Source organism: Acinetobacter sp. PW68 (assembly GCF_020982655.1).
Classification (GTDB): Bacteria; Pseudomonadota; Gammaproteobacteria; order Pseudomonadales; family Moraxellaceae; genus Acinetobacter; species Acinetobacter towneri_A.
The window spans coordinates 1,268,739-1,281,209 of sequence record NZ_JAHZSX010000001.1 but is presented as its reverse complement, the minus strand read 5'-3'; the positions used below and the strand labels follow the sequence as shown (position 1 = coordinate 1,281,209).

Below are 12,471 nucleotides of genomic sequence, written 5' to 3'. Positions count from 1 at the left end.
TCCAAATGATAATAACTAAGTCAAGGTCGATGATAAATACTTAAAATGGCGCCAGACTTCGTCCACTAACATTGACAGATTTTTCGCTACGCACCAAATCACTGCTAAATTGACGTTTGCGCTCGCCCAAAACCACTTCAATTTTGGCTTTGAAATATTGTGATTGCACACCCAATAAACTTGTAAATTCATTGCGGAGCGCGCTATCGACAGTTTGAAAGCCATCTAGCTCCCACAAAGCATTTACATTGCTAAAGTGCTCCAAATTGGCATTCCGACGATCAAGTAGATTTTGCACTGTAACCACATCCAGTTTTTCATCTAAGCTCGCCAAAACCAAACCAGGTGCAGTATTAATATTGATAGTTGTATCCCGTTTTGGCAGGGCAGCTACATAAGGCGCAATTTGCTGATACTTCGCTCCTTCAAAGCCACGAACTTGTTTTAATTCTTCAACACTATGAAATAAGCTATTCGGCGGTAAATAAGGGGTTGGCAAACCTTGGTAATAACTCGACTCTGCCCCCATTGCGCCACTCGGTGCATCATCTGCATCTTGCCAGTCAATCACGGCTTCACTTAATTGCGCAGGTAGTCCGACACGCTGCAACAGTTTTTCAAAATATTTTTTTGCGTTTTCATTTACTTGGTCTTCGGTTGTCAGCAAACTATTTAAATTAAATTTCCCCGACTCATCTTGCAGCACACCCGATACATAACCATCTTCGACTGGAAATGGCGGCATTGGTTTTGCCCAGTTTTCTTGTAAGTAATCGACTTGGCCTGCATTTTCAGCATCATCTTGTAGTAATTCTGCAAAAAACACTTCGGCACTTTTGGCATATAACAATGCCTGATTTTGACGCATCAAATACGCGGTATTTTCACTGGTGTACATTTGCCGCTTGGCAATGGTCGCTGCCAAAATCGTGGCTAAAGCAACCAACATCAAAATCGTAATCAAGGCGATGCCTTGTTGTGATTTGATGATGCTACCTAAGCGCTGAGTCGATTTCGAATACATTGCCATTGTGCCTTTAATTGTCTTTCTTCTTTAAAAAATCAGTCTGCAATAAGCTAAATATCCATTCATATTGCACGTCACGCACGGTTAAATTTATTTTTATTCCTTTCGGAAGCAGTCTTAATTGTTCAGTTTGTTGCGAATCGACACTACTTTCAGGCCAACTACTTAATTCATTTGGATTCAATACCATAATCTCAAAGGCTTCGACTTCATCCAACATCACGCTCGACTCAGGCTGATCATTGCCCGTTTGATGCAAATTACGATATTTTAAACGATACAATTTTTTTTCATCGGCACGATATTGATATTCTACGCGCTCATGGGGTGAAATACCCTGCTGCAAGGGATCGGTCACACCAGTTTTACTGAAATTAAAACGTCCATTTTGTAAAACCAAAGCAGGTTGTTGCTGCCCTTTGACATTGGCCGTTAATGGAACAGCCTGCATCGTGTCACGTAATATTTGTTGATAGCTTTCTTGCAACTGTTCTAGATTGGCTTCATGCATCGCATTGCGATCTTTGACTTTGGCGAGATAATCAAATACTTTCCAACCCAAAGCAGACAGCACTGCAAAAATTGCAATAGCGACTAGCAACTCAACTAAAGTGAAGCCTTTCTTTGTACTCATGATTGCTGCTCACGGGCATTAAAAAACACCAAAGAAGTCACTCCTGCTTCAACTTGTCCTGTGTCTTGATTATATAAACTGATTTGAAGATCGACACGTTGCACATTCGGACTAATGGTTGGCTGTGTGGACTTGTCAATTTGCCATGTTTCGCCCTGTTGTGTCACTTGCTTTGACTCTGTTCCACTTAACCATTGCCGATTCATTTCCATCAATGCCACTTCATTCAAAGCCACAAATTGTGCTTTGGTTCTTAAAATTGCATTGGCGGTGGATTGGGTATATTGCATCGCCACTTTGGTCATTGCCATAGCTGCTGTTGCAAAAATTGCCAAAGCCACCATAACTTCAAGTAGTGTAAATCCTTTAGCTTTCATGGATTTTTCCTAAATGATCGACCTCTATTTCCGCACCTACAGGACGCTGTTCTAAATAGAACTGAATACGCACAGGTTTGGCTTCACCATTGCCCAGCCAAATCAGTGCGGGTGCATTACCTTGCAGCAACTCACTATTGTTAGCATTCGGATAGCTTTGTTCTAAAGATAAAATTTGGATAGAAACTTGTTCAGGCAACGTTCTGCTTTTAAATTCGCCATAGTTTTGCCATTTTTGATTATTTTGCAGGCTTAATTGTTGTTCTGTGGCATAAGGCTGATATTCCAACACATCATAACGCGCAGCTGAAACATCGGTTGCTTGATGCAAATTGAGTGCAAAAATACGCGCTTGATCATTGGCTTCACGATTCAGTTTACGCAAATCCAATAAAAACACTTCCCGCGCCTGCATGGCTTTACGCTGATCAACACCACCGATATTCATTAAAACCAGCGATGCCATAATCGCCATAATGACTATCACCACCATCAATTCAATGAGCGTAAAACCGCGAACCGAAGATAGTGGTGTGTTCATAGCGTATTAATTCAATTGCTCGAAAGATTGTGCTTGTTTGGGCATCGCCAACGCTTGGTCGATATAGGCGACGCGCAGAGTATCCCGTGAACCCAAATAACGCTGATAGAAACTTGAGTTTAAAATAGCCGCTGCACCATGCGTAAGTGCCCAAATTGAAGCCAGATAATCACGCACTTCCATCTTGCTGTGAATGGATTCTAAATATTGTTCAGTCATACGAATAATGATGCGTAATCGGCTTTTGCGGACTTGGTATAGTTCACTAAATAACAAACCAATGCCAACACCTGTTGTAGAAAGGCGTTCTTCAATTTGGTGAAAAAGTACGGTACGCTCAGGATGATGTAAGTGATGCAGCATAAAAAATGCTAGATGTTCAGAAAACTGTTTTTCAGCGTCTTTAATCATTTCTAGCAACATGCGCTCATTACGAATAATGAGCAACATATAGAGTTCATCTTTACTTTGAAAGTGTTTATATAGAGTACCTTTGGCCAAGTCCAGTTCTGCTGCCAAAGCATCAAGGGTCATTCCTGCTTCACCATTTTCCAAAAGCAACTGCTCTGCCACTTGAAAAATTAACGTTTCTCTTGCTCGAAACTGAGCCTGACGATCCATCTTCACCCGATAAACTCTCTTTACACGATTCAATCAATTGAAATTTTTAATATACCACCACAACATTCGGTATTTACTTTGCTCCACAATACAAATTAATGTCCTTTGAGCAGGTTTTCAAAGTTTTGTGTTGTTATGAAAGCAATTTCCTCTAAGGACTTATCATATACATCACATAGGGCTTTGGCTACATATGGAACGTATTTTGGCTCATTTGTCTTACCGCGATATGGCACAGGTGCCAAATATGGACTATCAGTTTCAATTAAGACACGATCTAAAGGCACTTGCCTGGCAACATCACGTAAATCTTGTGCATTTTTGAAGGAAATAATGCCTGAAAACGACACATAATAACCGCAATCTAACACCGCTTTTGCGGTTGCCCAGTCTTCTGTAAAGCAATGTAATATGCCATGCGTCGATTTTTCTGCACGGATAATATCCACTGTATCATGCTTAGCCGCACGAGTATGAACTACCACTGGTTTTTTTACGGCTTGTGACGCATGAATATGTCGTGCAAAACAGGCTTTTTGCTCTGCGACAAAATCGGTACTGTGAAAATAGTCCAGACCTGTTTCGCCCAAAGCCCAAACCTTGTCTGCTTGTGCCAAAGCAATCAGTTTTTCGGTAGTGGCGTGTGCCATATTTTCAGCGTTTTCACAAGGATGTACACCCACGCTATAACCGACATCGGCATGACGTGCTGCAATTTTTGACAATGCAATATGATCGTCTAAATCAACAGAGATACCCATAATTTTAGACACACCCGCTAGGCGTGCCTGTGCAATTGCTGCATCTAAGTCGCCATCATAAGGGCTTAAATCCAGCATCGTTAAATGACAATGTGTATCTACAAACACAGTTTCTTCCTAAAAGCAAACAACCTACATAGTGTAACTGTTACGATTGTCAGACTTAAGCCCCGCAAGGATTCTTTCGGCTTCAGATTTGTAATAAACGCCTTTTTCACCGCTCAGTTGAATGCCAAAGCCTTGCATTTTAATGCCATTTTGCTTTTGCGAAATCCAGATGACTTTTCCTGTGAGTGGAATTTTTTGTGATTGTTCGGGCAATGTTGCAAGCACGAAGATTTCTTCACCCATTTTCACAGGCTGTTTTGAGGGTACAAATAAGCCACCGCCCACAACATATGGCATATAACTTAAATATAGCGTTTCGACATCAGGAATATTGGCCTGAATAATACCGCCCATACGTGGTTGCATCATGTTCCCCCTTAAATATTCATTAACTTAATACAGAGCTGATCAAGCACTAGATTACTTTGCACGTTTTGCTCAAGCATTGGCTTGGCTTGCTGTAATTCTGCATATAAACCAAACAGACGTTCCAAGTCATATTGTTCAGCCAAATGCTGCAAAGCGGTGCTTAAATCCAAATTTTTAATGCTTTGGTTTAGCTTGACACAAATTAAATCACACAACAAGTATTCAAACATCTGACTAAAATCAGTAAAGCTCAACGCCTTGTTCCACTTGGTTGCAATTGCCATGGGCATATTTTTTTGCGTCACCAGTTTATACCAATCTTTCAGAAAATCTGTACGCTGCTCTAACCATTCTGCCTGTGCTAACTGCAGAGCCTGCAACGGCATTTGATTGGACAAATTCATCAATAATTGCTGTTTATTTACTTCTAAATCAGGCAAATGCTGCTGCAAATATGCCGTAACCTGTGCTGCATCAATACGGTCTAAAGCAAAGTGCTGTAAACGACTGCGAATGGTTGCAGGCAATTTAAGATAGTGATCTGCCAGCAAAATAATCACAATGCGATCACCCGGTTCTTCTAGGGTTTTCAGCAAGGCATTGGAAGATGCAATATTTAAGGCCTCAGCAGGTTCAATCACAACTACCCGCCACCCATCTACCGTTTGCTGGACAAAAGGTAATAAATCACGGATCTTCTCGATCTTAATTTTCGCGTTTTGCTTTTTATTCTCTTCATCGGTGCTGATATAGACATAATTCGGATGCGTATCTGATTTTAACCACTGACAACTGCTACATTCACCACAAGGCTGTGACTGCACATCACGCTGCTGGCATAAAATCCAAGCCACAAATTGCTGTGCAAAGGCTTCTTTACCACACCCCTCTTTGCCAAAAAACAATAAACCATGCCCCATTTTGGGAAATCGACCAGTTAGATTTTCCCAAACTTGTTGTTGCCATGGATACACTTGTCCAATTACATCACGTTGCATGGTAGGTGATTCACTTACTCAAAATGGGCAATATCCATTGCATTTAAACGGTCTAAGTCTGCTTGGGTGTCTACACCTGGGGGTAAATTGGCTTCTGCAACAGCAATAGCAATACGGTGTCCATTTTCTAAGACACGCAATTGCTCTAAGCTTTCTAGCTTTTCCAATGTTCCCATTTCCCAAGTCACATATTCTTGCAGCAATTCCACACGGTAAGCATACAACCCTAAATGACGATAAGCATGTTCATGCAATTGTGGTGTCGCTTCTTTCGCACCATCACGGTCATAAGGAATCGTAGCACGGCTGAAATACAAAGCCTGATTGTGTTTAGACATGACCACTTTAACAATGCTATCGCGGGTAAATTCATCTAGTTGTTGAATCGGCTCACACAGCGTAGACATCGAACATTCAGGTTGAGCTTCGAGCAACTGCGCCACTTGTTGTACCAATTGTGCAGGTAAAAGTGGTTCATCGCCCTGCACATTGACAATAATATCGTGTTTATCCCAACCTTTAATACGCGCCACTTCGCTTAATCGGTCTGTGCCAGAGGGGTGATCTGCCGAAGTCAAGACCACATCCACACCTTCAGCACGGCACAATGCTGCAATACGAGCATCATCGGTGGCCACACACAAATCATCAAAACCTGCCACTTTTTTTGCCTGATCAACCACACGTAAAATCATGGCGCGACCATGAATTTCCAGTAAAGGTTTGCATGGCAGGCGTGAACTGGCATAACGTGCAGGGATAACAATGTGCTTCATAATTTTCCTTATCATGTTTTTTCAGGCAGGTTTAAACCCAAGTGTTTCAATTGTTGATGTAAGGTGACGTAGCAGCCCGATGACAATACAGCATCTACAGGTACAACCCAAATTTCACGCTGAAAATCTGGATATTGCCTTAACAGTGGCAATAATTTGACGGCATCTTTCTCTGTGGTAATGATCGGTTGCGAGTCGTCAAACTGCAAATCGGTAATTTCATAGTCATGGTGATCTGGAAACTCATGGCATTGAAACTGGGTCACACCCATCGATTCTAACGTTTTATAAAACCGTTCAGGAAAGCCAATGCCCACGACAGCATAAAAAATTTGGGTCGGATCAAAAATTAATTCTTGTGCGGGATGCAATACATATGGCTCTGCAACAGCCAAATGCATATTTAGTTCAGAACTCGGGTGCGTTGCATGCTCAATCACCGTGGCATGCTCTAATCGAGATTTTGGTTCACGCAAATAACCTTCAGGTAATATTTTCTCATTGCCCAAACCACGATTATTATCTAAAACAATCCATTCCAATTGACGGTTTAAAGCCAAATGCTGCAAACCATCATCACTGATAATTAAATCCAATTCATGCTGTGAAAGCAGCAATTCAATACTTTTTTGACGATTTGGCCCCACTGCCATCGGCACACCCGTAGATTGCACAATTAGAGTCGGTTCATCGCCCACGACCTCTACATTCGCATCGATACTGACATAAACTGGAAATGGTCCTTTGCCGCCATAACCACGGCTAATCACGCCGACACGAATATCTAAACTTCGTAGATATTTAACCAAATGAATCAACAAAGGAGTTTTGCCACTGCCCCCAACGGTAATATTACCAATCACCATCACAGGTACGGGAGCGGTATAAGCGGTTTTAATCCCTGAACGATATAAGTTCTGATTGAGTAAGCTCACGCCACGGTACAATAAAGACAAGGGTCTAAGCACAACCAGCCATTTGGCTTGTTGCTGCCAAGCGTCCTGAATAAATTGTGCCAAAGACATGAATTAATGTTCCTCGAAGTTACGTTGATGCAACTGGAAGTACGCGCCTTTTTGCGCTATGAGTTCCTGATGGGTACCTTGCTCTAAAATACGCCCTTGATCCATCACCACAATACGGTCAGCATTTTCAATGGTAGATAGACGGTGTGCAATGACAATGGTGGTACGGTCTTGCATGGCCGCATCAAATGCACGTTGAATAAAGTATTCAGATTCATTGTCTAAAGCACTGGTGGCTTCATCTAAAATTAAAATTGGTGCATTTTTTAAAATAGCACGGGCAATCGCAATACGCTGGCGTTGACCGCCTGACAAATTCAAACCTTGCGCACCGAGTGGTGTATCGTAGCCTTGCGGTAAAGCCATAATAAAGTCATGAGCATAAGCTGCTTTGGCTGCAGCAATCACTGCTTCATCACTCGCACCTTCAAGCTGACCATAGGCAATATTTTCTCGTACCGTACGGTTAAATAACACCACTTGCTGATTAACCATGGCGATTTGTGAGCGTAAGCTATTTAACTCAATATCACGAATATCTTGCTGATCAAATAAAATTTGCCCCGAAGATACTTCTTGAAAACGTACTAACAGATTGACTAGAGAGGTTTTGCCCGCACCTGAACGTCCGACCAAAGCTACAGTTTCACCTGCTTTAACATCTAGATTGAAATCATGAATGGCATGGTGTCCATCGGAATATACTAAATTCACATTTTTAAATTGCAAATTACCTTTTAGCTCTGGTGTAAGCGTACCGTGATTGTCCTCTTCAGGCATATCTAGCAATTCAAAAACTGAATGCGCTGCTGCCAAACCTCGTTGTAATTTTTCATTAATATCAGTAAGAGCTTTAATTGGCTTACTCAACATACCTGCGGCAGTGATATACGCCACGAACTCACCTGCTGAAATATCACGTAGAATTTCTGGGCGTAAGGCAATCCAGATAATAATTGCCAAAGCAATGGACATAATGAACTGCACCACAGGGCTGTTCAATTGTTGCACTGCCACCATTTTTAGACCGCGACGTAGGTTTTCTAAAGAATTTTCTTTAAAACGGCTTTGTTCATAGGTCTGACCAACAAAACCTTTGACGACCAAATTACCATTCACAGTTTCTTGCACCACGTGGTTTACATCTCCCATGGTGTCTTGTACTTGAATAGATAAACGACGCATACGTTTCGCAGCTTTACGAATCAGCAAGCCAATTAATGGGCCAAATACCAAAATACATAAGGTCAAACGCCAGTTGGTATACAGCAAATAGCCCAGTAAGCCGAGTGTAATTAAACCCTGTTGTACCAATGTACGCAGCGATTCTGTAGATGCAGCGGTCAACTGCTCTACGTTATACATAATTTTGGCAGTAATGTGCCCACTGGTATTATCTAAGTAATACTGTGCAGGTAAACGCAGCAATTTAGCAAAGACTTCCTGACGGATATTGAATACCAAATTACGTGAAATCACTGCTGTATAGTAACCGCCAATAAAAGTTCCCAAACCACGGAAAAACATCAGTGCAATGACTAATAGCGGAAATAGTGTGGTGAAAGATTGGTCACGCTCCTGAATGGCATTAATAATTTTTTCCAAGAGTTTTGCCACAGATACTTCTGTAGCTGCATTAATGGCGAAACCGATAATCACCAAGATTGCCAAGCCCCAAAATGGGAGCAAATATCTCAGAAGACGGCGATAGACCTGTAAATCCTTCTTCACTAATAACCTCGAGTTGGGACTTTCGTACTGATATTGATGTTGACGAAACCAAGTTGTCCTGCGACATCCATCACTCGAATCACATCTTGATGAGTGGCTTTGGCATCTGCAGCAATAATAAACATTAAATCTCGTCGATCTTGAGAAATTTGTTTAATTGCTGTGCTTAAATCTGCCACTTCCTTAGTCGAAAGTGCCTGACCATTGACAGAATAATGCCCTGAAGAATCTACCACGACTTCAATTTTATGTTCATAAGATTTTGGTGGTACGCCTTGCGCATCTGGCAAAGTTAAATTCATACGGCTAAATTGGTTAAATGTGGTCGAAAGCAACAAAAACACCAAGATGAACAGTAAACAGTCAATCATTGGAGTCAGGTTAATATGAATATCTTCAACTTGCGAGCGTTTGAATTTCATAAACTCACCTTAGCTTACTTTTTTCACATCTTGCACATCCGCATCAAGCTGATGAGGTTGACTCTGATGAAATAATCCTGCGTGAAACAAAGTCGCTTGCTGCTCTAACTCAGCCGTATATTCTTGCACCAAACGCTGAAAATAACGATAGGCAAATAAGGCTGGAATTGCAATTAACATACCTGCAGCAGTGGTAATTAAGGCTTTAGAAATCCCTGGAATCATTAAGGTTGGATTACTTGCACCCACATCAATCACTAAAAATGATTCAATAATCCCAAGCACTGTACCCAATAAACCCAATAATGGCGCAACTGCACTGAGCGTACCCAAGAAGTTGATATTTTTTTCTAAATAAACAATTTCTTGTGAAGCTGTCGCTTCCATTTGTGCACGCGCATAGTGTTCTGATTGTTGTTTGTTACGCGCACCCGCCTCAAAAATACGGCCTAATGTACTGTTTTTTAAGTTGGCACTTTGATTCAGTTGTTGCAACACAGTCGCTAAACTTTGCCCGCGGTTGAGCAACAACGCATTGGGCAAAATACCTGCTCTCTTTAAACGCATAAAACGCTCAATGGTAATTGCAACGGTAAATACCGAGCACAATACCAACGGCAGCATCAGCCAGCCACCTGCTTTTACCAATTCCCACATTCGCTTTTCCCCAATAAAATACGAATTAAAATTAATCGGACAGGCAAATATTTAAAATACCATCCAGCTCTTCCAGAGAGTGATAACTGATGGTCAATTTACCCTTACCTTGCTTGTTATAATCAATTTTAACATCTGCACTAAAACGCTCAGAAAGACGTTGCGTGAGTTGTTGAATATCAGGTGCAATAACCGTTTTCGGCTTTTCTTGTTTTGGCGCATTAAAGTCACGTACCAACTGTTCGGTTTGACGTACCGATAAATTCTTTTCAATTACATGCTGCGCGACTTTGAGCTGATCTTTAGCTTTCAAAGTTAAAATAGCACGTGCATGACCCATATCTAGCAAGCCTTGCTGCATCAACTCTTTAACAGGCTCTGCCAAAGTGAGTAAACGCAATAAATTACTGACCGTGGTACGTGCTTTACCTACTGTTTCGGCAATTTCCTGATGACTCAAGCCAAACTCATCGTGAAAGCGTTGTAACGCCATTGCCTGATCAATTGGGTTGAGGTCTTGACGCTGAATGTTTTCAATTAATGCCAAAGCAATCGCGACCTGATCGGTCAAATCACGCACAATTGCAGGAATTTCAGTTAAACCTGCCAACTGTGCAGCACGCCAGCGACGCTCACCTGCAATAATTTCATAAGGATGTTGTTCGTCATCTATCGGACGAATCACAATCGGCTGCATTACACCATGTTTTTCAATAGATGCCGCCAGTTCCTGCAAATCTTGTTCTTGAATAAAACGACGCGGTTGATATTCACCACGTTTTAATAAATTGACATCAATTTGTTTGAGCTGACCATGATCTAAAGATTGCACTTCAAGTTGTAATTTTTCTTTCTGGATTGACCCCAATAAGGCATCCAAACCACGACCTTTGGCTAATCCGCGTTTTTTTGTGGTCATGCTTTACTTCCTTTTTTCACTTTGCTTTTTTTCAACATTTCAGCTGCTAAATTCAGGTAGGCAACTGCACCCTTTGAGCTTTTTTCAAAATAAATGACGGGTAAACCGTGTGCAGGCGCTTCTGCTAAGCGCACATTGCGCGGAATCACGGTATCGTATAATTTTTTACCAAAATAGTGTGATAATTCTTCAGACACGTCACGGGTTAAGGCATTACGCGCATCATACATGGTACGCAATACGCCAATAATTTCTAAATCAGGATTGAGTGCTTGTTGAATACGATCAATGGTTTGTGTCAGGTCTGCCAAACCTTCAAGTGCATAATATTCGCACTGCATTGGAATGATTACACTTTGCACTGCTGCTAAAGCGTTTACTGTAATTAAGCTTAAACTTGGTGCACAGTCGACAATAATATAATCAAAGTCTTTGTCAACTTCTTGCAAGGCATTGCGCAAAATAAACTCGCGCCCTTCTTGCTCAGCAATCACCAATTCAACCCCTGCCAAATCACGATTGGCACCCAAGACTTTATAACCAACTTCTGCCTTGCTAATTGCGGTTTCAATCGGCACTTCGCCCAACAATACATCGGTCACTGAATACAGCAAATCATTTTTTTGAATGCCTGAACCCATGGTCGCATTGCCTTGTGAGTCCATATCAACCAATAAAACGCGCTTTTTCAAAACAGCCAAAGATGCTGCCAAATTAACTGCGGTTGTGGTTTTCCCGACGCCACCTTTTTGGTTCGCAATCGCAATAATTTGTGCCATGATCACCCCAGTCCTTTGAAAATTAAATACGTTTTAATAAAAGTAAATGACGTTGTTCGTCTAAGCGCGGAACTTTAAGCTCGATAATTTCACAGCTGAATTCATCTTTCACTGCTTCCACTTCTTCGGCAGGAATCAAACCTTTCATTGATGCAATAATACTTTGCTCATGCATAAATGGTTTGGACGCGGCAACAAAGTCAGTTAAAGATGCAAAAGCACGGCTCGTAATCACATCAAAATGACCTAACTCACGGATGCTGTCTTCATTTTCAACACGAGTTTGAACGGCCACTACATTTTTCAGTTTTAAATCGGCAATAAACTGTTTTAAAAATCGAATCTTTTTACCATTTGAATCCAACAACACGCAATCGCGTTCAGGCTGACACAAGGCAATAATCATGCCTGGCATACCGCCGCCTGTCCCAATATCCAATAAACGACCTGCAGGTAAATCTTTGAGGATGCTCAGACTATCGAGCAAATGCTTAACCAGCATTTCTTTCGGGTCACGAATTGCAGTGAGGTTGAACGCTTTATTCCATAGCACCAGAGCATCTTGGTATTTGAGTAATAAATTTAAAGCCTCATCACTGAGCTCTAAACCTAAAGCCTGACTACCTTGCTTGAGTTCCTGAAAAAACGAATGCATCACAATTCACATCTCGAAAAAGTTAATGGAAGTATACCGATTTATAGTTACAGTCATAGGGGCGAACGCTT

Annotated in this window: 16 protein-coding genes; all 16 read right to left on the bottom strand. The window is 41.5% G+C overall.

Annotated features, from left to right (window positions below; translation table 11 throughout):
• Nucleotides 1-40: 40 nt before the first annotated feature.
• Nucleotides 41-1,024, bottom strand: a complete 984-nt coding sequence (gene gspK / locus K1T76_RS06110) for a type II secretion system minor pseudopilin GspK (RefSeq protein WP_230244654.1) — start codon at nucleotides 1,022-1,024, stop codon at nucleotides 41-43.
• A gap of 13 nt (nucleotides 1,025-1,037) precedes the next feature.
• On the bottom strand, nucleotides 1,038-1,661 hold the full coding sequence (gene gspJ / locus K1T76_RS06105) for a type II secretion system minor pseudopilin GspJ (RefSeq protein ID WP_004976791.1): 624 nt from the start codon (nucleotides 1,659-1,661) through the stop codon (nucleotides 1,038-1,040).
• A complete protein-coding gene (gspI, locus tag K1T76_RS06100) occupies nucleotides 1,658-2,038 on the bottom strand; it encodes a type II secretion system minor pseudopilin GspI (RefSeq protein WP_004976793.1) in 381 nt (126 codons plus the stop codon). The genes gspJ and gspI overlap by 4 nt, the downstream gene beginning before the upstream one ends.
• Complete coding sequence (locus tag K1T76_RS06095; protein WP_004976794.1) at nucleotides 2,028-2,579, bottom strand: prepilin-type N-terminal cleavage/methylation domain-containing protein; 552 nt, start codon at nucleotides 2,577-2,579, stop codon at nucleotides 2,028-2,030. The genes gspI and K1T76_RS06095 overlap by 11 nt, the downstream gene beginning before the upstream one ends.
• Nucleotides 2,580-2,585: 6 nt before the next feature.
• A complete protein-coding gene (locus K1T76_RS06090) occupies nucleotides 2,586-3,200 on the bottom strand; it encodes a TetR/AcrR family transcriptional regulator (protein WP_019836530.1) in 615 nt (204 codons plus the stop codon).
• Between the two features lie 95 nt (nucleotides 3,201-3,295).
• Complete coding sequence (locus K1T76_RS06085; RefSeq protein ID WP_230244652.1) at nucleotides 3,296-4,069, bottom strand: TatD family hydrolase; 774 nt, start codon at nucleotides 4,067-4,069, stop codon at nucleotides 3,296-3,298.
• A 24-nt stretch (nucleotides 4,070-4,093) separates the two neighbouring features.
• Entirely contained in the window at nucleotides 4,094-4,435 is a 342-nt protein-coding gene (locus K1T76_RS06080; protein ID WP_019836532.1) for a PilZ domain-containing protein, read from the bottom strand.
• Nucleotides 4,436-4,446: 11 nt separating this feature from the next.
• A complete protein-coding gene (locus tag K1T76_RS06075) occupies nucleotides 4,447-5,436 on the bottom strand; it encodes a DNA polymerase III subunit delta' C-terminal domain-containing protein (RefSeq protein ID WP_230244650.1) in 990 nt (329 codons plus the stop codon).
• Nucleotides 5,437-5,450: 14 nt separating this feature from the next.
• Entirely contained in the window at nucleotides 5,451-6,212 is a 762-nt protein-coding gene (gene kdsB / locus K1T76_RS06070) for a 3-deoxy-manno-octulosonate cytidylyltransferase (protein WP_230244648.1), read from the bottom strand.
• An 11-nt stretch (nucleotides 6,213-6,223) separates the two neighbouring features.
• Complete coding sequence (gene lpxK / locus K1T76_RS06065; protein WP_230244646.1) at nucleotides 6,224-7,237, bottom strand: tetraacyldisaccharide 4'-kinase; 1,014 nt, start codon at nucleotides 7,235-7,237, stop codon at nucleotides 6,224-6,226.
• Between the two features lie 3 nt (nucleotides 7,238-7,240).
• Nucleotides 7,241-8,968, bottom strand: a complete 1,728-nt coding sequence (msbA, locus tag K1T76_RS06060) for a lipid A export permease/ATP-binding protein MsbA (RefSeq protein WP_230244645.1) — start codon at nucleotides 8,966-8,968, stop codon at nucleotides 7,241-7,243.
• Nucleotides 8,968-9,390 carry an ExbD/TolR family protein gene (locus K1T76_RS06055; protein ID WP_004976812.1) on the bottom strand — a complete coding sequence of 141 codons (423 nt, stop codon included), beginning with the start codon at nucleotides 9,388-9,390 and terminating at the stop codon, nucleotides 8,968-8,970. The genes msbA and K1T76_RS06055 overlap by 1 nt, the downstream gene beginning before the upstream one ends.
• Nucleotides 9,391-9,399: 9 nt before the next feature.
• Entirely contained in the window at nucleotides 9,400-10,047 is a 648-nt protein-coding gene (locus tag K1T76_RS06050) for a MotA/TolQ/ExbB proton channel family protein (RefSeq protein ID WP_230244643.1), read from the bottom strand.
• A gap of 31 nt (nucleotides 10,048-10,078) precedes the next feature.
• Nucleotides 10,079-10,966 carry a ParB/RepB/Spo0J family partition protein gene (locus K1T76_RS06045; RefSeq protein ID WP_230244641.1) on the bottom strand — a complete coding sequence of 296 codons (888 nt, stop codon included), beginning with the start codon at nucleotides 10,964-10,966 and terminating at the stop codon, nucleotides 10,079-10,081.
• Nucleotides 10,963-11,745, bottom strand: a complete 783-nt coding sequence (locus K1T76_RS06040) for a ParA family protein (protein WP_230244640.1) — start codon at nucleotides 11,743-11,745, stop codon at nucleotides 10,963-10,965. The genes K1T76_RS06045 and K1T76_RS06040 overlap by 4 nt, the downstream gene beginning before the upstream one ends.
• Nucleotides 11,746-11,767: 22 nt before the next feature.
• Complete coding sequence (gene rsmG / locus K1T76_RS06035; RefSeq protein ID WP_230245633.1) at nucleotides 11,768-12,400, bottom strand: 16S rRNA (guanine(527)-N(7))-methyltransferase RsmG; 633 nt, start codon at nucleotides 12,398-12,400, stop codon at nucleotides 11,768-11,770.
• Nucleotides 12,401-12,471 lie beyond the last annotated feature (71 nt).